Source organism: Chryseobacterium sp. PTM-20240506 (assembly GCF_048296755.1).
Classification (GTDB): Bacteria; Bacteroidota; Bacteroidia; order Flavobacteriales; family Weeksellaceae; genus Chryseobacterium; species Chryseobacterium proteolyticum.
In genome coordinates this window covers 4,768,355-4,789,694 of the sequence record NZ_CP182581.1, presented here as the reverse complement: position 1 = coordinate 4,789,694, position 21,340 = coordinate 4,768,355, and the positions used below count along the sequence as shown (strand labels likewise).

The 21,340-nt window shown below is 36.1% G+C and carries 18 protein-coding genes; 7 read left to right on the top strand and 11 right to left on the bottom strand.

Features of this window, described 5'->3' with window-relative positions:
* Positions 1-5: 5 nt before the first annotated feature.
* The 3 genes from ACNFU2_RS21465 to ACNFU2_RS21455 form a co-directional block, all read right to left on the bottom strand.
* On the bottom strand, positions 6-2,486 hold the full coding sequence (locus ACNFU2_RS21465; protein WP_418123095.1) for a beta-mannosidase: 2,481 nt from the start codon (positions 2,484-2,486) through the stop codon (positions 6-8).
* Between the two features lie 164 nt (positions 2,487-2,650).
* Complete coding sequence (locus tag ACNFU2_RS21460) at positions 2,651-3,313, bottom strand: copper homeostasis protein CutC (RefSeq protein WP_418123093.1); 663 nt, start codon at positions 3,311-3,313, stop codon at positions 2,651-2,653.
* A gap of 48 nt (positions 3,314-3,361) precedes the next feature.
* Complete coding sequence (locus ACNFU2_RS21455) at positions 3,362-4,354, bottom strand: isoaspartyl peptidase/L-asparaginase family protein (protein ID WP_418123091.1); 993 nt, start codon at positions 4,352-4,354, stop codon at positions 3,362-3,364.
* 228 nt (positions 4,355-4,582) lie between these two features.
* On the opposite strand from ACNFU2_RS21455, the gene ACNFU2_RS21450 reads away from it, so the two are divergent.
* On the top strand, positions 4,583-5,605 hold the full coding sequence (locus ACNFU2_RS21450; protein WP_418123089.1) for a serine hydrolase domain-containing protein: 1,023 nt from the start codon (positions 4,583-4,585) through the stop codon (positions 5,603-5,605).
* A gap of 6 nt (positions 5,606-5,611) precedes the next feature.
* Here the strand turns inward: ACNFU2_RS21450 and ACNFU2_RS21445 are convergent, their stop codons facing one another.
* The gene (locus ACNFU2_RS21445; RefSeq protein ID WP_418123087.1) at positions 5,612-7,876 is read right to left on the bottom strand and encodes a family 20 glycosylhydrolase; all 2,265 of its coding nucleotides are present in this window, start codon (positions 7,874-7,876) and stop codon (positions 5,612-5,614) included.
* A 107-nt stretch (positions 7,877-7,983) separates the two neighbouring features.
* Here ACNFU2_RS21445 and ACNFU2_RS21440 point away from each other — a divergent pair, with 107 nt between their 5' ends.
* The 3 genes from ACNFU2_RS21440 (at position 7,984) to ACNFU2_RS21430 (ending at position 10,303) form a co-directional block, all read left to right on the top strand.
* Entirely contained in the window at positions 7,984-8,799 is an 816-nt protein-coding gene (locus tag ACNFU2_RS21440; protein WP_418123085.1) for a DUF4197 domain-containing protein, read from the top strand.
* Positions 8,800-9,033: 234 nt separating this feature from the next.
* Positions 9,034-9,411 (top strand): hypothetical protein, encoded by a 378-nt coding sequence (locus ACNFU2_RS21435; protein ID WP_273647415.1) that lies wholly within the window; start codon positions 9,034-9,036, stop codon positions 9,409-9,411.
* Between the two features lie 4 nt (positions 9,412-9,415).
* Positions 9,416-10,303 carry a hypothetical protein gene (locus ACNFU2_RS21430; protein WP_418123083.1) on the top strand — a complete coding sequence of 296 codons (888 nt, stop codon included), beginning with the start codon at positions 9,416-9,418 and terminating at the stop codon, positions 10,301-10,303.
* Between the two features lie 49 nt (positions 10,304-10,352).
* Here ACNFU2_RS21430 and ACNFU2_RS21425 read toward each other — a convergent pair whose 3' ends face one another.
* Positions 10,353-11,006, bottom strand: a complete 654-nt coding sequence (locus tag ACNFU2_RS21425) for a CoA transferase subunit B (RefSeq protein WP_273647413.1) — start codon at positions 11,004-11,006, stop codon at positions 10,353-10,355.
* Positions 11,007-11,127: 121 nt separating this feature from the next.
* Between ACNFU2_RS21425 and ACNFU2_RS21420 the strand changes: the two genes are divergently transcribed.
* Positions 11,128-12,933 (top strand): ABC transporter ATP-binding protein, encoded by a 1,806-nt coding sequence (locus ACNFU2_RS21420; protein WP_273647412.1) that lies wholly within the window; start codon positions 11,128-11,130, stop codon positions 12,931-12,933.
* Between the two features lie 76 nt (positions 12,934-13,009).
* Here ACNFU2_RS21420 and ACNFU2_RS21415 read toward each other — a convergent pair whose 3' ends face one another.
* Entirely contained in the window at positions 13,010-13,711 is a 702-nt protein-coding gene (locus ACNFU2_RS21415; protein ID WP_172277477.1) for a CoA transferase subunit A, read from the bottom strand.
* Between the two features lie 108 nt (positions 13,712-13,819).
* The gene (locus ACNFU2_RS21410) at positions 13,820-14,428 is read right to left on the bottom strand and encodes a hypothetical protein (protein WP_418123080.1); all 609 of its coding nucleotides are present in this window, start codon (positions 14,426-14,428) and stop codon (positions 13,820-13,822) included.
* A 236-nt stretch (positions 14,429-14,664) separates the two neighbouring features.
* On the opposite strand from ACNFU2_RS21410, the gene ACNFU2_RS21405 reads away from it, so the two are divergent.
* Positions 14,665-15,039, top strand: a complete 375-nt coding sequence (locus ACNFU2_RS21405; RefSeq protein ID WP_273647409.1) for a hypothetical protein — start codon at positions 14,665-14,667, stop codon at positions 15,037-15,039.
* A gap of 83 nt (positions 15,040-15,122) precedes the next feature.
* Here the strand turns inward: ACNFU2_RS21405 and ACNFU2_RS21400 are convergent, their stop codons facing one another.
* Positions 15,123-17,861, bottom strand: a complete 2,739-nt coding sequence (locus ACNFU2_RS21400) for a fibronectin type III domain-containing protein (protein ID WP_418123078.1) — start codon at positions 17,859-17,861, stop codon at positions 15,123-15,125.
* 297 nt (positions 17,862-18,158) lie between these two features.
* On the opposite strand from ACNFU2_RS21400, the gene rplS reads away from it, so the two are divergent.
* Positions 18,159-18,515: a 50S ribosomal protein L19 gene (gene rplS, locus ACNFU2_RS21395; protein ID WP_172277465.1), complete on the top strand. Its 357-nt coding sequence runs from the start codon at positions 18,159-18,161 to the stop codon at positions 18,513-18,515.
* An 89-nt stretch (positions 18,516-18,604) separates the two neighbouring features.
* On the opposite strand, the gene ACNFU2_RS21390 is transcribed toward rplS, so the two are convergent.
* From ACNFU2_RS21390 to ACNFU2_RS21380, 3 genes are all read right to left on the bottom strand, one after another.
* Entirely contained in the window at positions 18,605-19,048 is a 444-nt protein-coding gene (locus tag ACNFU2_RS21390; RefSeq protein WP_273647407.1) for an SRPBCC family protein, read from the bottom strand.
* 147 nt (positions 19,049-19,195) lie between these two features.
* Positions 19,196-20,149, bottom strand: a complete 954-nt coding sequence (locus ACNFU2_RS21385; RefSeq protein WP_418123075.1) for an alpha/beta fold hydrolase — start codon at positions 20,147-20,149, stop codon at positions 19,196-19,198.
* A gap of 124 nt (positions 20,150-20,273) precedes the next feature.
* Positions 20,274-21,257 carry an EamA family transporter gene (locus tag ACNFU2_RS21380; RefSeq protein WP_172277456.1) on the bottom strand — a complete coding sequence of 328 codons (984 nt, stop codon included), beginning with the start codon at positions 21,255-21,257 and terminating at the stop codon, positions 20,274-20,276.
* Positions 21,258-21,340 lie beyond the last annotated feature (83 nt).

Genomic DNA, 21,340 nt, shown 5'->3' with positions numbered 1-21,340 from the left:
TATAATCAGGGATTAATGACGTCCCATAAACTCATCACTTCTATTTTATCCAATGGCTTTGAAAGTTTAATACGTCTTGGTTTTTTGGGAAGCAAATCAAAGAAGTTATCACTGAAATGAGTATCTCCCATCAGATAAATATTTTTAGTTAAAACATCCGTAGATATTTCGATCTCTGAAGAAGATATTTTTTTGATATGTACCGCAGGTTTTGAGAGCTTCAGATCTTTAGGCTTTACAAGGAAATAAGTATTTTGTGCTACTTCTTTGTTACTTTTATCATTTAAAACCACATTTAGAAATACCTCGTTCCTAGAAAACCGGCCAAGTATCTTTTCAATTTCTATCGGATCAAAGGATATAATATCTTTTAAATTCCTGTTCCCGGAATGAATCCTTTTAATAATCTCCCCTTTAAATGTGGTTACTTCTATGGTTGCACTTACATCGTTCAAGTCCTGTATAAGATCGTTAACAGCAAATAAATTCAGTTTATTGTCCTTTTCTTCTGCCAGAATAACCTGCTGCTCAAAACTCCTTTTGACCTGGTAGTGCAAAGCTTTCCAATTTCCGGAATAATCGATAGAAGACCACGAGACCACAGGCCAACAATCGTTAAGCTGCCAATATAACGTTCCCATATTATAAGGTTTTGCTCTTCGATGTGCTTCAATAGCGATTTGCATTCCACGTGCCTGCAGCAGTTGTGAGATGTAATTGTATTTTATAAAATCAGCAGGTACAGGATAATCCCGTTCCATATATGTATTGATGATTTCCCAACCTCTTGCATGCTTTTCATGTGCTTTTATAGTACCATTATTCAGATCGAGTTGAGGAGTTCCGGAAAACATAGTTTTCGTGGTCTCAAGACTTGGCATTCCCTGAAATCCATATTCAGACATGAAACGCCCTACTTTTTCATTATACACTTCAAAGGGCTGTTCACCCCACCACACGCCCCAGTAATGAGAGTCACCTTCTGTAAGGCTTTCCATATGGCCCCAGCCGATCGATGGCGAGCTTGGCCAATACATATTTTTATCAGAGGCCAGCTTTTCTTTTAATGTATTGGGAATTAATTCATGAAAGACCTTTCTGTAATCTTTCCAAACCTGCAAAGAATCTTCTTTCGAATATTTAAATTGTTTCTGGTATCCCCAGTTGACAATAGCTTCGTCTACTTCATTGTTTCCACACCATAAAGCTATGGAAGGATGATTCTGCAAACGGGTTACCTGATCTTTTACCTCCTCTTTTACATTGTTCAGAAAATCTTCATCAGAGGGATAAAAACTTCCCGCAAACATAAAATCCTGCCACACGAGAATTCCATTCTCATCACATGCCTTATAAAACTCATCATCTTCATAAATCCCACCACCCCAAACGCGGATCATGTTGATATTTGCCTCTTTGCAATCTTTTATCAGTTTCTGATATTTTTCTTTCGTAATCCTTGGTGAAAAGCTATCTCCCGGAATCCAGTTCGTCCCTTTAATGTATAACGGTTGATTATTGACCTTAAAATAGAAAGACTTCCCTTTTTCATCCTTTTCCTGAACCAGTTCTATAGTTCTGAATCCTGTTCTCAGGCTTTTTGCATGAATCTCTTTTCCTCCTTTTAAAAGATTAATTTTAAAATCATAAAGGTTGGCATCTCCCCAACCATTTGGCTGCCAGATTTTCAATCCATCGATTTGATAGGGAAATCTTATTTTATTTTCACCTTTTCCAAGAGAAAAGATCTTTTGGGAATTATTGATTTTTAAGGCATAATTACCTGGTGTCTGTACTTCAATATCAACTTCAAAGCTAAAATTATCCTTAGGTTCCCCCGATACATTTTGTAAATCCTTTATGCTTTTAATCTTAGCATCATTCCAGAAGTCCAGTTTTACCTCTTTCCATATTCCTGCCGTAACCAATCTCGGCCCCCAGTCCCAACCAAACTGATACTGTGCCTTTCTTACAAAGCTTCTAGGGCTTTCAGGCATCGTGAAAGGAACTTTTTGAGCCAGCTTTTTACCTTCTTCTACAGCAGACCTGAATGAAATCTTTAGAATATTGTCGCCCGGTTTCAGATAATTTTTAACAGGAATACTCCATTTTCTAAACATGTTATCCGTCTTCTGAAGAAGTTTTCCATTAAGGTAAATTTCAGAAAAGGTATCCAGGCCTTCAAATACAAGATCTATATTTTGGTTTTTCAACTCGTGTGATGAAATTTTAAAACGGGTCTGATAATCCCAGTTTTCATTTTCTACCCATTGGACTTTTTTCTCATTTTCATCTTTAAATGGATCGGGGATCAATTTATTATCCATCAAATCCTGATGCACGGTTCCCGGTACTTTTGCAGAAAGCCACTGAGTTTCTTTTGAGTTTTTAAACTGCCATTTTTCGGATGATAAACTGCGCTCGGAAAATTGTGCACTAAGAAAATTGTGAATAAGAAAAAACGTAAAAAGTATGGTTTTATTCATTGATGAGTTTATTTACAATTCTAAGAATTCCGTCTTTTATAAGGAGTTCATCAGAATGAATGGGCAGGCCTGGTTAAATGGCAGATTGTTAATTGTTTTTAAATCTTTATATTAAAAATTTAATGATCATTATCAGGAACCGTGGTTGACAGTATCAGATTCTGTTATTTATTCTTCAAAGCAATTACCTCATCTGCATCGGCAAACTGTCCGCCATCCGTAATAGCTGAAGAATGAAAATAGGCTGCGTTTGTAAATTCACGGATATCCTGGATATTGGTTGATCTTAGTCCGCCACCCACAAGAATTTCTATTCTCCCATTTGAAAGCTCTACCAATTTTTTCAGATTTTCTTTACCCTCGGAAACATTAGGTTTCTGTCCGGAAGTAAGAATCGTTTTAAAACCACAGCTGATCACTTTTTCCAATGAGCTTTCTAAACCTTTTGCCCTGTCAAAGGCACGGTGAAAAGTGCAAGGTAACGGATATGCTATTTCAACCAGGGTTTTATTTTGTTCCATATTAACCTCATCATTCTCATCTAAAATTCCGAAAACAAAGCCGTCGACATTAAGAGATTTAAGCTGGGTAAGCTCACTTTTCATCTGTTCAAATTCTTCATTTGTATAAGTGAAATTTCCTCCACGGGGACGGATCATGACAAAAACAGGAATGTTTATCTTTTCTCTTAGTTTTTTAGTCGTTTCAAAATCTGGTGTAGTTCCTCCTTCACTTAAACCATCACATAATTCTATTCTGTCTGCCCCATTTTCAAAAGCAACGATGGCAGAATGAGGATTAAAACATGCTATTTCTATCTTTGACATTTTTAATTTTTTTAGGAATTAGTAAAAATAATTTCTGATTTCTGATTATTATTTCAAGGCAAACTCAGGAGTTTCCAGCCTGTTTCCTTTTTGGTCATGTACCGCAAAATTAAACCCGTCCTGTATGCAATAAGATCCATATTCCCCGTTTTTATTTAATGCAATAAAACCTACCTGAATATCTTTCAGATTTTTATTTCTTCTCTGTGTAATCTTTACAATTCTTTCAACTGCTTCTTTGCAGGCTTGCTGCGGATTTCTTCCTTGTCTCATCAGTTCCACAACCAGGTGAGTTCCAACAGTTCTTATTACTTCTTCACCATGTCCCGTTGCTGTAGCGGCACCCACTTCGTTATCTACGAATAATCCGGCTCCGATAATGGGAGAATCTCCTACCCTTCCGTGCATTTTAAAGGCCATACCGCTGGTAGTACAAGCTCCGGAAAGATTTCCCTGAGCGTCCAATGCAATCATTCCGATGGTATCATGGTTTTCAATATTTACGATAGGTTGGTACTTGCTGTTTTTAAGCCATTCCTTCCATTCTTTTTCAGATTCGGGCGTTAATAGGTTTTCCTTTTTAAATCCCTGAGATAGGGCAAACTGAAAAGCACCATCTCCTACCAGCATAACGTGCGGAGTCTTTTCCATCACGGCTCTGGCTACAGAAATTGGATTTTTAATATTTTCAATACAGGCAACCGATCCGATGTTGTAGTTTTCATCCATGATACAGGCATCAAGTGTTACTCTTCCATCTCTATCCGGGCGTCCGCCATATCCCACGCTTCTTTCCGTGGGATCCAACTCTACCAAACGTACTCCTTTTTCAACAGCATCTAACGCTCTTCCGTTTTTGCCAAGAATCGTCCATGCTTCCTCATTGGCCTTTAAACCAAAATTCCAGGTTGACAGGACGATCGGTTTGTTTATGGTTTTATGACTTTCAGGTAATGGACTGGCCATTAGATCTAGCGGATTTACGGCAAGAGCCAAAGAAGCAACTGCTGTCTTTTTGATAAAGTTTCGTCTGCTTTGCATATCAGGTTTATTAGGCTTACAAATTAGCAATTTTCCTGCTGGTACAAAAGTAAAAAAACAACAGATCCTATTTCATCGCGTTTAGCAATCCTAATTACAAAAAGTCTTAAAAACAATCTTCATATCATTGATCGGAATATTTCGGAATTCATATCAGCAAGATGGAAATTCACCCCTGTAACTTTTCATTTACATTACTGACCTATTGTATGTTAAACTTTTTCAACCATGATCAGAATTTCAGTTATTTTAAGTTGTGTTTTATTCATTTTATTTTCCTGCAACAAAAAATCAGAAAAAGATATTCTTATAAATTTTTACAAAAAAGGAAAATTTAATGGTACCGTTCTCATAGTTGAAAAAGGAAAAATAATATGTGATACAGCATTGGGATATAAAAATTTTGAAGACAAAAAACTTCTGACCAAGGATACGCCGTTCTGTATTGCGTCTGTAACCAAACCTTTTACTGCAACAGCGATTATGCTTTTACAGCAGGAGTACAAGTTGTCGTTTGATGATAAAGCAAGCCAATATCTAATGGACCTTCCGGAATATGCACAAAATATCAGTATCAGACAATTGCTTAACCACACTTCAGGATTAAAGGATTATGAGAATGTTTTGATCTCAGACAACAGGATCACCAATGAAGATGTCCTGGCCTTTCTAAAAAAGCAACCCGGATTAACATTTCCTTCCGGCAGTCAATTCGAATATTGTAATAGTGGATATATCATACTTGGACAAATTATAGAGGCTGTATCCGGACAGTCATATAAAAATTTTATTCAAAATAGAATTTTTGCTCCTTTGAATATGCAGAATTCATTTGTTTTTGATGCTCAAACGGTACCGCCTTCCGGTATTGCCAAAGCGTATGATATAGATAAAAAACCGGATGATTATTTTCTTTTAACATTGGGGGATGGCGGGATCTATTCTACGACATGGGATCTATATAAATTCGACCAGGCTTTAAGAAAGCATCAGTTACTGACTAAGGAAAACACAAAAATTATGTATGAACTGCCCGTTTTAAAAAATGGAAAAACGAGTGATTATGCATTCGGATGGTACATTTCTGACGATACCGCAATGCATACAGGTGGAATCAACGGGTTCAGAAGTATCATCTGGAGAGACCTGAGCAACAATACCTGTATTATTGCTTTGACGAATCAGGGAGATGCCTTTCCGGTGTATCAATTTCTGGAAGCTGAGAAAAAGTCGATACAGAATGCTTTCTGATCTTGATTAATTCATCCCAATCTCATCTACAAAAAGCCAGGCTTTAGAATCAGCTCCCGGATTTCCGGCAGGAATAATTCCTGCATTTTCAATTTTAACTTTAATATATGCCGCGTTCTGATTACCAACATTGAGTTTTACTTTTCCTTTTACATTCTGAATTTCATCTTTTCCAATTTCTTTGATCATTTTAAAATTTACATTATCATCAGAAACAAAGACCTGTGCTCCTTTAGCTAAATGAATCCAGCTTCCTTTATTTTCAAGGGTATTAAAATAAACTTCTGAAAACTGAGTTTTTACTCCTAAGTCAATAACTGCTACAACATCTTTTCCCTGAAAGCCTAACCATGTTTTTCCCAGCTGTTTTTGATTACCCAAAATTCCGTCCACCAAAGTAAACGCTCCGCCAAAAGAATAATTTTCGCTGGGCTGTTGTTCCAGAGTGATCTTCTTTCCCGTTGTTTTGGAAGGAATAAATGATTGGGAAGAAACCGCACTTTTTATCTGTCCATCTTCGAAATAGGCAGACTTTATGGTCATAGCTCTTGAAACAGGGATAGGCTCCTTATAAGATGGTGAATTTACCGTTGGATCTGTACCATCGGTTGTATATTTTATTCCCTGAGAATTTTGAGAAGTTGATAATTCATATGCAACACCTTTGGCAGAAGGTGTTACTTTTCCTGAAATATTATAAATACTTTTCGCATAGTTGATCTTCATTTTATCTAAAACCTTAAACTGCCGGATAACCCTGTTTTCAAATTCTTTATAATTCTTAGGATCAGAAGTTCCCCATGCTACTTCTGAAAGTGCCATTATTCTTGGAAAAATCATATACTGGACATGCTTAAAATCCAATATATATTCGGTCCATAAGTTAGCCTGAACACCTAAAATGTATTTAGCTTCCTCAGCAGTAAGCTCTGAAGGAACCGGATCGTAAGAATATACTTTATCTAAAGGAGTAAATCCTCCAAAAGCATTAGGTTCGGACTGGGGATCCCCCTGATAATGGTCAAAATAACAGAAAGCTCCAGGAGTCATTACAGCAAAATGTTTTGATTTTGCAGCTTCAATTCCTCCATTGACACCTGTCCAGCTCATTACCGCAGCGTTTGGTGCCAGACCTCCTTCCAGAATCTCATCCCATCCGATTATTTTCCGCCCTTTGCTATTTACATATTTTTCTATAGTCTGGATAAAATAGCTTTGTAATCCATGTTCATCTTTCAGATTGTTCTTTTTGATCAGCTCCTGACAATGCGGGCACTCTTTCCATCGTGTCTTAGGACATTCATCACCACCAATATGGATATACTGAGAAGGAAATAACTTTATCACCTCATCCAGGACATTTTCTAAAAATGTAAATGTTTCTTTTTTAGGACAAAAAACATCATCAAAGACGCCCCACTTTGTGGCAGGTTCAAAAGGTCCTTTCGTACACGCCAGCTCAGGATAGGCTGAAAGTGCTGCTAAAGCATGCCCGGGCATTTCAATTTCAGGTACAATTGTAATATGACGCTGTTCTGCATACTTAACCACATCCTTAATCTGTTCCTGAGTATAAAAATAAGGGCCATATGGTTTTCCGTCAAAGGTATTATCTACATAGGCTCCAATCATAGATTCTTTTCTCCTGGAGCCAATTTCAGTCAGCTTCGGATATTTCTTGATTTCAATTCTCCATCCCTGATCATCGGTTAAATGCCAGTGAAATGTATTTAGCTTATACATGGCCAGATAATCAATATACTGCTTTACTTCATCTACCGTAAAGAAATGACGGCAAACATCCAGATGCATTCCTCTCCATGCAAATTTTGGATTATCTTTAATCTCCATAGCGGGAATCTCTCCTTTTTCCTGATAATCATCAAACAACTGGATCAAGGTTTGAACAGCAAGAAAATAACCTTGTTTAGTGTAAGAACTTATAAAAATCCTTTTGGGAGAAATATCAATAGAATATCTTTCTTTATCACCCTGCGGGTCAATCGGCATTTTGGGTTGTGGAATCAGCATATGCATTATATGAACTTTTTCCGTACTTCCTGAGGATTGAAATGTAACGCGAGCACCAAGATGCTTTTTGAAATATTCCGTTTCCTCTTTTGGAAGTTTATCATTCAGTATCAATGTTTTGGGGATCACAAATTTACCTTCCTGAATCGTTAAACTTTGTGGGTAAGGAATTAAACTTGGTTTAGTTTGCGAAAAAAACAGATTGGAAATCATAAGGGAAAAGACCAATAATAAACGCATTATTTTGTGTAATTTAGATTTAAGCGAATATAATTAATTTCTGAAAAAAGTCAGTGAATTATTTAACCTATTATGATATAAAAGATCTAATTTTGCAAAAATATACAATGAGAAAAACAATTTTTTTAGCGGCAAGTCTGGTGTTTTCATTTTCAGCACAAGCACAACTTTTAGATATCATAAAATCTACAGTTAAGAAAAAAACAGGGGTTGACCTTAACAATACAGGAAAAATAAAGAACACTTCTACAGGAACAACTGTAATCACAACTCCATCACCCAACAGAGCCTCTTCAGTTAATCTGAATAATCTTACTTCTACCCAAATTTCGTCCGGATTAAAGGAAGCCTTAAGTATGGGAGTGAATGATGGTGTGAAGAAGCTTGCTTTAACTGATGGCTTTTTCAAAAATGAAGCCGTAAAAATTTTAATGCCCGAAAAACTAAGAAAGGTAGACACGACCTTGCGTTCTTTGGGAATGGGAAAACTAGCTGATGAGGGAGTGAAATTATTAAACAGAGCTGCTGAAGATGCCGTAACAGAATCTGCTCCTATTTTCACCAATGCCATTACATCAATGACAATTACTGATGCCAAAAATATTTTATTGGGCTCAAATCATGCGGCGACTAATTATCTGCAAACTAAAACCCAGAACCAGCTCTTTACAGCGTTCCAGCCAAAAGTACAGGCTTCATTGGGAAAAGTGGGAGCTGACACCCTTTGGAAAAGCCTTATTTCAAAGTACAATACTTTTACAGGGCAATCTGTAACTACTGATTTGAATGAATATGTGACTACAGAAACAATTAATGGCGTTTTCAAAATGGTTGCAGATAAAGAAAACGGGATCAGAAATACTCCAGCCATGAGAACTACCAGTATTTTACAAAAAGTTTTTGGAGCTCAGGACGGTAAATAATCAATTATGAATAGTTGAAAAAACTCAATTTATAACATCTAGATACAAAATAAAAAGGCTGTTTCAGAATTTGAGCAGCCTTTCGTATTAAATTGTATTGCAAATCATGTAATTCTTCTTTTTTAAGATATAATAGTCAGGAATTCTGTAAACATAACAATTTTTTCATAACTTCAATTCCGTATATAAAATACAATCAGCGAAGTAAATCAACAAACACAAAAATAAACAACCATGAAAAAATTAATGTATGCTTTTCTTGTTTTCAGTCTGTTCGCAGCTTGTTTACCCATGTCCGGAAGTCCTATGACAGCCTTTATTGTGAAAAACACTTCAGACAAGCCCGTTAGCTTTACCTCTAGTGTTATCAAAATGTCACAAAGTTTTGGAGCGCAGGAAGTCTCTAATTCTTTTACGGTAAAACCTCATGACAGTATTATTGTGAGGCAGACTTATTTCAAAAAAGACGGTACCAATCCTCAAAAATGGTTTTCAAAGTTCGACATATCACCAGTAGATGGTGTGGAATTAAATGATCCTCAACTTGCAGAAAATTGGAAAAAGGGATCCAAAGATAATGTTCCCACATATACATTTACCATTAATAAATAAGGACATGAAGATCTTTAAAATCTTAACCATTTTCTTCTGTTCAATGTGCTTTTCTCAGGAAAATAATATCCTCACAAGACTTTCCGCGTTGAATAATAATGGCAAAATCTGGTACAATATAGATGGATATAGTGTTACAAGTGAGGTTTTCAATAATTCTTTTGATGAAAAAGGGCTTTCAAAGGTTTTAAAAAAACATAAAATTTCAGATTCTGAACTAAAAACAAGAGATGAGAAAATCAATAGTAAAAACTTCTTTGTAACCAAACAACAAAAAATTTCAGCAAACAGCTTTCAAACAAATAATTATTATTTCGTTGAAAATCCGAATAAGACAATCACTGTAGTATGGTTTATAAAAAACGGAAAAACAGATCAAGATACTGAAGAAAAGCTCGTTAATGCAATTATTGAGAATAGAATTCCGGAGGAGAATTTTGTTTCTATGAATATCAGTTCAATTAATTTTGCCGGAAGAAAAATAGAACTTGGCAGTAATTGTTACTGGACCTTCCTCAATACAGTTCAATGCCCATATGCAGGTGAGATGAACTGGTCTGTTCACAGAACATTACAGGATGCAAAAGAAGCTATTGAAAACCAATTGAATGTAACAAAATCTAAAGGAGGAGGAAAAATTACATCCGAAGAAATGATTGATATTAATTTTCTGGATGTACCCACAGAAGCAAAAAAAATAGTATATGACTTTACGGGCCTAACTTCTGTTCTTACAAAAATGTCCGGCGGAAAATCTTTAACAATCTACTATATCGCAGAAAATATACAAGATCAAAATATAAGCTGCGTGATAAGTTTCTGGAACAACGATGAAATAAATCCACAAACAAAGCTTCCTGCTCTTCCTGAAAAACTAATGAAACTTAATTAACCGATGAAAAAAAAGGCTGTTAATGATAACAGCCTTTCTTTTGTTTTTATTAAAATTGCATTTCGGGAATTTCTCCTTCAATGATCAGATCTGCTTCTGTAGATTGTACAATATGCTCTACGGACACTCCCGGTGCTCTTTCAACAAGCTTAAAACCAGCTGGTGTTACATCTAAAACAGCGAGCTCCGTAACTACTCTTTTCACACAATTTACTCCTGTTAAAGGAAGTGTACATTTTTTCAGGATTTTACTTTCTCCTGCTTTATTTACATGCATCATCGCAACAATGATATTTTCAGCAGAAGCTACCAAATCCATTGCTCCGCCCATTCCTTTTACCATTTTTCCAGGAATCTTCCAGTTGGCAATATCTCCATTTTCAGAAACTTCCATTGCGCCAAGGATCGTAAGATCTACTTTCTGTCCACGGATCATCCCAAAACTAAAAGCGGAATCAAAAAATGAACCTCCTTGTAGTATCGTAATGGTCTGCTTTCCTGCATTGATGATATCAGCATCTTCTTCTCCTTCAAAAGGGAAAGGTCCCATTCCCAAAACTCCATTTTCACTCTGAAATTCTACTGAAATGCCATCAGGAACGTAGTTGGCAACCAAAGTGGGAATCCCTATTCCCAGATTTACATAATAACGATCTTTTAATTCTTTTGAGATTCTTTTAGCAATTTGTTCTTTTGTGAGCATAGTAAAAACTTAGACTGCAATTTAATTATTTTCAATAGAATACAAAAGGGCTTTGTTATTGAAAATTATTAACATAATAAGTCGAAATAATATCTCTAATTTTGCAACATTATTTAACAGAATGAAAATACTTTTAAAATACCTTAAACCTTACCTGTGGTTGATTATTCTTTCATTGTTATTAGCAACCATTAATCAGGTATTCTCTTTATTTGCTCCGGCAATAACGGGTAATATTCTCGATAAACTGGTTACCCATCCTAATTTTTTTGATAAAGAAAAGCTTTTACCAAGAAACCTGAACCAATATTTATACGGAGACGGCATTTATCATGGTGTATTCTATTTCTTATCCCTCCTTATCGGAACAGCCATGGTGAGCAGGATCGCCAAAGCTTTTCAGGATTATGCAGTAAGTGTTATCACCCAAAAGTTCGGGGCAAAAATTTTCACGGACGGCTTAAAGCATTCTATGGCATTGCCATATCAGGAATTTGAAGACCAGAGAAGTGGTGAAACCCTTTCTATTTTAACGAAAGTAAGAGAAGATACTGTAAAGTTCATCAGTAATTTTATTAATATTTTCTTCGGAATTCTGGTTAGTATCATTTTCGTTGCTGTGTATGCTATCCGTTTACATTGGTCAATCATGCCGGTATACATTTGTGGAATATTTCTGATTGCATTCATCACGAATTTATTAAGCAAGAGAATAAAGAGTATCCAGAAAAATATTGTTTCGGAAACCACAGCTCTGGCAGGAAGTACTACAGAAAGCCTTAGAAATATAGAAATAGTAAAAAGTCTGGGATTAACCAATCAGGAAGTCATCCGCTTAAACAATAATACCTATAAAATTCTGGGGCTTGAACTTAGAAAAGTCAAAAGCATCCGTTCTTTAAGTTTTATCCAGGGAACAATGGTTAATTTTCTTCAACAGCTGATCACCCTGACTTTATTACTTTTAATTTTTAAAAATATTGTAACTCCGGGACAATATTTATCGCTGATGTTTTATGGCTTCTTTATCTTCGGACCTATGCAGGAGATCGGAAATATCATTATTTCTTATCGAGAGGCTGAAGCTTCCCTTCTTAATTTTGACCGTTTAATGAAAAAAACAGTCGAGGAAAAACCCCTTCATCCTAAACAGATCGGTGCTATTGAAGAATTGGAGTTCAAACACGTTTCTTTCAAACATCAATCAGCTCAGTATAAAGCGTTAAACAATATATCTTTTACCGTAAAAAACGGAGAAACAATTGCTTTTGTTGGTCCCAGTGGTTCCGGAAAAAGTACTCTGGTAAAACTTTTGGTTGGGCTCTATCGTCCTCAGGAAGGAAATATTTTTTATAATAATATCAATGGGAAAGAATTTGATTTTGATGAATTGAGGAATCAAATTGGTTTTGTAACTCAGGACACCCAGCTTTTTGCAGGAACCATTAAAGAAAACCTTCTTTTCGTAAATCCAAAGGCTACTGAGGTAGAACTTCAAATAGCTTTACAAAAATCAAGCTGTACTGCTTTACTGGAAAGGGCTGAAAAAGGTATAGAAACCGTAATTGGAGAAGGTGGATTGAAATTAAGTGGCGGGGAAAAGCAAAGAATTGCGATTGCAAGGGCTTTATTACGAAGACCTCACCTGTTAATTTTTGACGAAGCCACTTCAGCTTTGGACAGTATTACGGAAGAAGAAATAACTTCCACCATCAAAAGCATATCGGAGGAAAAAGAACAAATCACAGTATTGATTGCCCATCGTCTAAGCACCATTATGCATGCCGACCGGATTTATGTACTTGAACGAGGCCAAGTCATAGAAATGGGATCCCATGATAATCTGATTGCCGAAAAAGGATTATACTATGCCATGTGGAGACAACAGATCGGAGAAAGGAAAATGGTAATTCCCGAAGAATCATAAGAAGAATCATAAATAAAGCGCCGGAAAATATTTTCCGGCGCTTTATTTATATGAATACTCTCTTTCAAACGAAGACTTAATCTTTTTTCCTTACTGTTCTTTGCTCAATTCGCTTTTCGAATTTATCACCCTGGAATATTCTCTGAATCATAATTCCTGGAATATGGACTTCATTGGGATCTAATTCTCCCGGTTCTACCAATTCTTCTACTTCTGCTATTGTAATTTTTGCAGCCCCGGCCATTGGATGATTAAAATTTCTTGCAGATCCTTTGAAGATAAGATTTCCTGCATGATCTCCTTTCCACGCTTTTACAATAGAGTAATCTGCATTATAGGCATGTTCAAGAATGTGAGGCTTACCGTTAAATTCCTTTACTTCTTTACCTGCAGCTATTTCAGTCCCATATCCTGCAGGTGTATAAAACGCAGGAATTCCGGCTTGTGCAGCTCTGCATTTTTCAGCAAGGGTCCCTTGTGGAGTAAGTTCAACATCAAGTTCCCCGGAAAGCATCTGTCTTTCGAATTCTGCATTCTCCCCTACATAAGAAGAGATCATTTTTTTAATCTGTCTTTTATGCAACAATAATCCCAATCCAAAATCATCAACCCCAGCGTTATTGGAAATGCACGTCAGATCTTTCACATCACTTTCTACCAAAGCATTAATGGAGTTTTCAGGAATACCGCAAAGGCCGAATCCCCCCAGCATTAATGTCATCCCATCCTGAATTCCTTCTATAGCTTCCTTTGCATTTTTTACTCTTTTATCTATCATGAAATATTAGATTTTTCTGTTGGCTAAATTTAATAATTTTCTTTTAAATCAAGGCACACAGGATTTTTATTTAAATAGATAAAAGTGAAACACCATTTTAGATAATTGCTAAAAATCCAGCAAACCATCAGAAAGGGCCTTCCATTGAATTTTAGAAATTCCCATCATTCCTCCTATGCCTACCATGATATTTCTGATCTTATCAATAAAAGAAGCATTAAAATTGGGTGATTCATTCCTTCCGTAAATTGCTGCCATTATTTCTTTGCCATTATTTGAGATCATAAAAGTTGACGTAGCTTTACTGCTGTAAAAGTGTGCTATACGGTTGTTTTCGGAGTTTCCCGGAATTTTGGATGGTCTGCAGGTTATACTAATACGTTCTAATGACCCTGTATGATGAGAGGAAATATTAACTATCTGTACCCAATCGTATCCTTTTGCTTCTTTTTCTCCGGGACCAGGTATATCAATACGGATGTAATCATCAATTTCAGGAGGTCGGTCAAGGGGTTTTCCTTTTGAACCATACAATTTAAAATCGGCTGTGAGAGCACCACTGTACTCCCTCCACTGATTCACTGAAAAAAATCTTTTTTTCAAAACAGAAAACTCTTGCTTGTTCAATTCAGGATCGTCAAATTGTTTTTTACTTTCAGTATCATGAAATCCTCCACTCTTTTGTTGGGGAACTCCCGGAATTTCTTTAGGTTTCATAATTTCATCTTTTAAAATTGAACATGTAAGGAACTCACATTTTAGCTTTATTCACTGGTAAACTAAGATTCATAAAGTTAACCGGACCGGTAAAAACTATTTTATGACCAGGCTCATAAAACCAACAATTCCAATTACTACGACAATATACAGACCAAATCCTAATGGTCTGAATTTTGGAGTTCATGTATAAAAGAATTATAAAATTCTGAGTACATACAACCAATCACATTATTATGGAAACGAAAGACATATCAAGAATAGGACTTGGTGCATTTCTGATTACTGCAGGAATCAGTCACCTTACATTTGCAAGGAAAGAATTTCAGGCTCAGGTTCCCGAATGGGTTCCTTTAAAAAAAGATGATACGGTGGTATATTCCGGAATCGTAGAAATACTCCTGGGAACAGCAACGATCGTGACTCCTAAAAAGTATCGAAAAACAATGGGAAAAGTTGTTGCAGGCTTTTTTGCAGCGGTTCTTCCCGGAAATATTGCCCAATATAAAAACAGAAGGGATTCTTTCGGCCTGAACACCGATAATCAGAGATTCGCAAGACTTTTAATGCAGGCTCCTTTAATTGCATGGGCATTAAAATCCACGGATTAAAGTAAACTATTTATCTTCATTAGGTAATCTTTAATAAAAAAAGAGGGAACAAATGTTCCCTCTCTGTACTGATCAAAAAAGTGTTACTGAATAATCAGTTTTAAAGTAAATAACTTTCTTGTATGAACTTTTACAAAGTATACACCTTTAGGCAGATTTTCGTTGACTAAAGAAAAACGCTGATTGTGTACATTTTTAGATTCGTATAATAGATCTCCTGTAGCAGATAATAACTCAATCTTATCAATTGGATAATCGCTCTTGATAAATGTAGGTTCACCTGGCTTGGTCGGGTTAGGATACAACACTACATTTTTCTCAGTACTTTTTGAGGTTTCAGCAGTTCCTAATGTTGAAGAAGTTACCTGGAATTGCATTCTGTTTGAAACTTCAGTATAAGAATCATTGGTAAACATTACCATATAATAATTTCCGGGAGTTGTAGGTAAGGCAGCTCCATTCAATGTTTTTGTACCCTGAGTTATCCCGTCAAAATAAGTATATGAAACAAAATTATCGTCCGGCGTCTGAATATTTTGTGGATAAATACCCAGCCAGTCTTTGATAATTCCCGGAGAATCCGTCCATGAAGCTGTAATATTTTCGCCCAACGTATAAACAGGTTTGTTAATCCATAATTCGGTAACAATATCTCCTACTTTAAAAAACACTTTCTCACCGATTGCCGTATAACCATCTTCCAGAAAATATTGCGCAAAATAGTACCCTTTAGGGAGTCCGGTAAACTCAAGATTTCCAGCAGCGGTTGTTACATATTTATACATCGCAGAAGTATTGGTTCCCGGAGTTTGCCCCATCTTATAAATCCCGATCCAGTCTTTTACAAGATTGGGTCCGTTACTGAAATTTATTTTCACAGTTCCTCCTACCGGATAAGTATCTGAAGTGGCCTGAAGAACAACTTTAGGGCCTATATAGAAATTTTTTCTCGGTGTAATCTCCGTATATCCGTCATTGGCAAAAAATCCGGCAAAATACTGTCCTTTAGCTGCAAAACCATTGGTAAAAGTGGCTGTTCCCGCTGTTTGTCCGTTGGTATAAATATAGGCCTGCGAAGTTGATGTTCCCGGAACCTGCCCTTTTCTATAAGCACCCACCCAATCTGTCTGATTACCTGGACCGCCTGTATAGGTTGCAGTTACGGGGGTATTTTGTAAATATTCTGTTTTATCCAGCGTAAATGTAGGATTTGAAACTACGCTTCCCGTTATTTCAAACTGCTTTACATCACTCCAGTCACTCCATTCCAGATTTCTGTCCCTGTATCTTGTTTTTACGTAATACACACCATTGGAAATAGAATTGGCGGGAAAGCTTACTTTCGTAATATCTACACCGGCATTCAGGTTTTTAGCCTTATCAGGAACTCCGTCCTTACCGAACCAATTTTCATAATCACGATAGAATTCTTTTTCTATCACCGAAAAATCTGCTGCTTTACTAATGAGGAATTGTGTTGTGTTTAAAAGCTCATTGTTGGGTGACGTAAAACTGCTTCCATTCAAAGTTAAGGGTAAAGTCACAGGACCTGAAAAAGTATTGGTGATCGTAGGCTTAACAGGTTTTGGCTGGTTTTTATATCTATGGAAAGAATCAACGAGCTCATTGTATTTTTTAGTATAGATCCCTCCAATCGAATAACATTCCACATCTACCTTACCATTGGTAACATCTACCTCTACGATTTGGTATGTCCAGTCGGTAAGTGTTTTCTGAACATCATCAAAATCCTGTTCTGTAGACATTCCCCAGTACTGATCCCACGCTGTTCCTCCGGATATAATCTGATAAGTAGGGCTATCTTTTAATTGCCCTCTGTGATACAGGTGATGGTGTGCACCTACGTGCATCAGATATTTACTCGATGACGTTAGAAGAGGAACTGCATTATTTCTTACCCATGTTGAGATATCCCCTACATATTGCTCTGCCTGATAAGGCCTGTGGCTTAAGGAAATAATCCAATCGACAGTAGGATCGTTATTTGCAGCTGTAAGAATTTGCTGTAACCAGGTCTGCTGAGCCGTTCCCGTATGTTCAGAGCTTAAGCTGATAAACAAAACGTTCCCCGCTTGTTGCGCATAGTAATTTTCATTCCCGGAGCTGATATTTTTATATTTAATTTCATCGATATAAAAATGAGCATAATAAGAATTCATTCCCAATGTTCCATAGGTTTCGTGATTGCCCACAGTCGTCTGGATCGGAAGATATGGTGATAATTTAATATTCTTTTTAAAGTGGACATTTTCGTAATGATCAAGTGTCCCGACATCTACCTGATCTCCCACCATAAAAGTAAGAGCAACATTATCCGAAGGATCTGAGTTTGCCCCAAATTTTTGCTTTAATTTTTTAAATGCATTTAAGGTAAGTGTATCATACCTGGGTTCCGCTTTGATCTGATTATCTCCCATAATCAAAAAACGTATTTTACCGTCTGCCGTAGTAGGCTGTCCCGGCATGGGAAGTGTCCTGAAGTTGTAAATTGCCGACTCGCTGGTTCCTGTTTTTATTTTATAATAATACTTTGTATTCGGCTGCAGATTATTGATTTTGGCCGTGTGATAATAGTAGTTATTATTATATCCCGTATCCGAAAATATATTGGTGGTTCCTGTTACCGTAACATTCAGGTTCGTCGGAGAATTCCCGTAGAGAACAGTAGTCTCATTATTGGAAGCGGTTTTCCAATTAACGATCATTGAATTTGGAGTCGGATTTTGCAAATAAGGAAATAAAGCCTGCCCAAAGGTCATCTGGACGACGATAAAACATAAAAGGAAGAAATAATTTTTCATAGCTAATAATTTTTAAATTGGCACTCTTCAATAATTTACTGTTTATCAGTAAAATAAGAAGAGTAACGGTTAATTTTTACTTCGTGCAAAAGTAAAATTCCCATGTAAACACAGTTTCATCATAAGGTGAAGGATATGTTAAGTTTTGGGATTTCAATGCATCAAAAATCTCTGTTCAATTACATTTAAATTTATTTGGATTATTCAAAACTAATTTTGTACATTTGCAACCTGTTATTCAACCTCTGACGAAAAACGTGTAAGTTGCTTAGCCTTAACATTATATTATCATTAATAATGGATTTATTAAAGTACGTACAAGAGAAGTACATTGCAAAAAAAGAATTCCCTGAATTCAAAGCAGGTGATACAATTACAGTGTATTACGAAATTAAAGAAGGACAAAAAACAAGAACTCAGTTCTTCAAAGGAACAGTTATCCAATTAAGAGGTACAGGTTCTACAAAAACTTTCACTATCAGAAAAATGAGTGGTGATGTAGGTGTAGAAAGAGTATTCCCTATCAACATGCCAGCTCTTCAGAAGATTGAAGTTGACAGAAGAGGTAAAGTTAGAAGATCTAGAATTTACTACTTCAGAGATCTTAGAGGTAAGAAAGCAAGAATTAAAGACGCTGCTTACAAAAAGAAATAATTCAGACAACAATACATACAAAAGAAGCTGTTTACTCAATGTAAGCAGCTTCTTTTTTTATATATAAGTTGTTTTATATGACTCTGATGCTATCCTGTAAACGGACTTCCCGTTCCTGTTTCAAGAAATAGTTTCAAACTATTGATAAATTGCACCCAGCCATTGGAACATATATGATAACATTCGACATCAGGATGCAAACCCCTATGCGTAAGTTTCAGCAGAATTCCATTCTCATTTTTTTCAATTTCCCAAACGATAGTCGTTCCAATCCATTCTGTTTGATTTTTCAGCTCTGGAAGACCGATTAAAGAATCTACAACATACCATACAATTCTTGATTCAGGTACAGCTTCCTTTACCCGAAATGTCTTGTGAATATTGTCACCAAATTGTATAGTAAATACATCATCGGGTTCCCGGGAAGATCCGTTAAACATTTCTGACCACCATAAAGGAATTTTCCGGGTCAAAGCTTCATATGCCTTTTCAGGTGTAGTTATTATTTCTGTTGTATTGGTATAATTTTCCATAAATCCCGTGTATTGGTAATACAATTTTATACAATTTATTTCATGAAAAACTATACATATGGCAAGAAATGTTTTTAAAGTCAAAATTCTAAATCCACCTCTGTTTTTATTTCCGTTATGAACAGGCTAATTTCAAGAGTTCATGTTTTACCTTATAAACTCATATAAGGCTTCAAAAAATTGGGGATAAACCTCAATATGGGGAAGATGCCCTACATTATCGATTTCCGTTAATCTGGAACCAGGTATCTGCTGTTGTGTTTTTTTTCCCAGTTCCTGATATTGCCCCATCCTGGATTGAAGTTCTTTAGGTGCCCTATCCTTTCCTATTGCAGTTCGGTCCCTTGTTCCGATTATAAGTAAGGTTGGAGTTTTAATATTCTTAAATTCATAACAAACCGGTTGATTATAAATCATATCGGATGTGAGAGCAGCATCCCATGCCACAAGTGGATATTCTTTATGTAAAGTCCAACCAGCAATAAGATCCAGCCAGGGTTGATATTCTTTCTTCCATTGATTATCATAATAGAATTTTAGCTGATAATTTTTATAGGTTTCAGCTGTATTTTTAAGCTCCGACTGATATGCCTGATCAATGGTCTGGTATGATGCAAAGGTCTTATAATCTTCCAGGCCAATCGGGTTTTCAAGGACAAGCTTTTGAACCCTCTCAGGGTAAAGTAATGTAAAACGGGTTGCCAACATCCCTCCCATAGAGTGCCCCAGAACAATTGCTTTATCAATCTTTAATTCATCCAGGATTTTTTTTGTATTGTCTGCTAATTGTGAAAAGGAAAATTGATAACACTGAGGCTTGGAAGATTTACCAAATCCTATCTGATCGGGTATAATAACCCTGAAACCTTTAGCTGAAAGATCTTTCGCCGTTTGTTCCCAATACGCTCCGTTAAAGTTTTTCCCATGAAGAAGCATGATTACTTTTCCATTGGGTTCTTTAGGCTTTACATCCATATAGGCCATTTTCAGATGCTGATTCTGAGTATTCAAATCAATAAAATGAACTTCAAAAGGATATTGATAGTTCGTAAGCATTGCATCTAACGATTTTATCTGGGAAAACGATAAAAATGGTATCATAGATAGCATTAAAATCATAATGCTTTTTTTAAAATATTTCATGAATTCTTATTTATAGATTAAAATTAAAAAAACCGTTCCAAAAGAAACGGTTTTACTTATTATTTTCAGCTTAATTATCTTTTCAGGACAGTTGTTCAGCAACTTGCAATTCTTTTTTTGCCGGTAAATTCATAAGTACAATAGCAAAAAGGATTAATGCAATCCCTGCCCATTGAACTAAAATTACTTTTTCACCCAACAAAACAAAAGCCATTGTCACAGAAACCGGAAGTTCCAGTGATGAAATAATGCTTCCCAAGCCCAATCCTGTATTTGGAAATCCCAAATTAAATAAAATGGGTGGAATGATAGTTCCAAAAACAGCAAGAACAAAGCCATAGGTCCAGAATATAGAATAATCAAAAGAATGAATATGTTGAGTATTGTCGGTAAAATTTAAATAAATTGATTTAAGACCATCAAAATAGAGGGGCCCGATCTGAGCAAAGAAAAGGAATGCCAGAATAACAATAGATCCTCCTGAAAGCATTACCATACTTTTACGTAGGACGGGTAAATGTGTAGCCAGTGTATTAGAGGTGAACATCGTCAGAGTATAGGAAGCCGCTGCCATTAATCCCCAAAAAACACCATGCCAGTCTAATTCTATATCCACATTAATAAGATTCGTAGCCAATACAGTTCCTACTAGTACAATAATTGTAGCGACCACTTTCCTCACGTTGGGAAATTTTCTGGTCAAGAAACTTTCTACAACCACACTAAACCATACAGACTGCATTAACAAAACAATCGCTATTGAAACATTGATATATTGAACTGCGATATAGTAAAATAAACTTGTACACCCCAGTGAAGTACCTGCCAGCATCAGCATCCTAACTTCTTTTCGGCTTGGTGATGATAATTTTGTTTTTGATGTTAAAGTCTGGATAAAATTCAGGATCAGAAGTCCTACTAATCCTAATACAAACTGAGCAGTGGTTACTTCGGATGTGGTATATCCATCATGATAAGACATTTTAACAAATGTAGCCAACATTCCATAAACACTTGCACCAATACCCACTAGCAATACGCCTTTCAATAAATTTTTCTTCTTCATAATCTTTTTAACAGCCTGCAAAGGTACAATATAATAATTTAATTCACCAGGAGGTAAAAAGCTTATAGATAAATAAAATCACC

Bases quoted from the DNA above. Each gene is read 5' to 3' on its own strand.
- ACNFU2_RS21400 (WP_418123078.1), bottom strand. From the start codon at position 17,861: ATGAAAAATTATTTCTTCCTTTTATGTTTTATCGTCGTCCAGATGACC.
- ACNFU2_RS21405 (WP_273647409.1), top strand. From the start codon at position 14,665: ATGGAAACGAAAGACATATCAAGAATAGGACTTGGTGCATTTCTGATT.
- ACNFU2_RS21390 (WP_273647407.1), bottom strand. From the start codon at position 19,048: ATGGAAAATTATACCAATACAACAGAAATAATAACTACACCTGAAAAG.
- ACNFU2_RS21385 (WP_418123075.1), bottom strand. From the start codon at position 20,149: ATGATACCATTTTTATCGTTTTCCCAGATAAAATCGTTAGATGCAATG.
- ACNFU2_RS21415 (WP_172277477.1), bottom strand. From the start codon at position 13,711: ATGATAGATAAAAGAGTAAAAAATGCAAAGGAAGCTATAGAAGGAATT.
- ACNFU2_RS21450 (WP_418123089.1), top strand. From the start codon at position 4,583: ATGATCAGAATTTCAGTTATTTTAAGTTGTGTTTTATTCATTTTATTT.
- ACNFU2_RS21460 (WP_418123093.1), bottom strand. From the start codon at position 3,313: ATGTCAAAGATAGAAATAGCATGTTTTAATCCTCATTCTGCCATCGTT.
- rplS (WP_172277465.1), top strand. From the start codon at position 18,159: ATGGATTTATTAAAGTACGTACAAGAGAAGTACATTGCAAAAAAAGAA.
- ACNFU2_RS21420 (WP_273647412.1), top strand. From the start codon at position 11,128: ATGAAAATACTTTTAAAATACCTTAAACCTTACCTGTGGTTGATTATT.
- ACNFU2_RS21445 (WP_418123087.1), bottom strand. From the start codon at position 7,876: ATGCGTTTATTATTGGTCTTTTCCCTTATGATTTCCAATCTGTTTTTT.
- ACNFU2_RS21430 (WP_418123083.1), top strand. From the start codon at position 9,416: ATGAAGATCTTTAAAATCTTAACCATTTTCTTCTGTTCAATGTGCTTT.
- ACNFU2_RS21435 (WP_273647415.1), top strand. From the start codon at position 9,034: ATGAAAAAATTAATGTATGCTTTTCTTGTTTTCAGTCTGTTCGCAGCT.
- ACNFU2_RS21455 (WP_418123091.1), bottom strand. From the start codon at position 4,354: ATGCAAAGCAGACGAAACTTTATCAAAAAGACAGCAGTTGCTTCTTTG.
- ACNFU2_RS21425 (WP_273647413.1), bottom strand. From the start codon at position 11,006: ATGCTCACAAAAGAACAAATTGCTAAAAGAATCTCAAAAGAATTAAAA.
- ACNFU2_RS21440 (WP_418123085.1), top strand. From the start codon at position 7,984: ATGAGAAAAACAATTTTTTTAGCGGCAAGTCTGGTGTTTTCATTTTCA.
- ACNFU2_RS21410 (WP_418123080.1), bottom strand. From the start codon at position 14,428: ATGAAACCTAAAGAAATTCCGGGAGTTCCCCAACAAAAGAGTGGAGGA.
- ACNFU2_RS21380 (WP_172277456.1), bottom strand. From the start codon at position 21,257: ATGAAGAAGAAAAATTTATTGAAAGGCGTATTGCTAGTGGGTATTGGT.
- ACNFU2_RS21465 (WP_418123095.1), bottom strand. From the start codon at position 2,486: ATGAATAAAACCATACTTTTTACGTTTTTTCTTATTCACAATTTTCTT.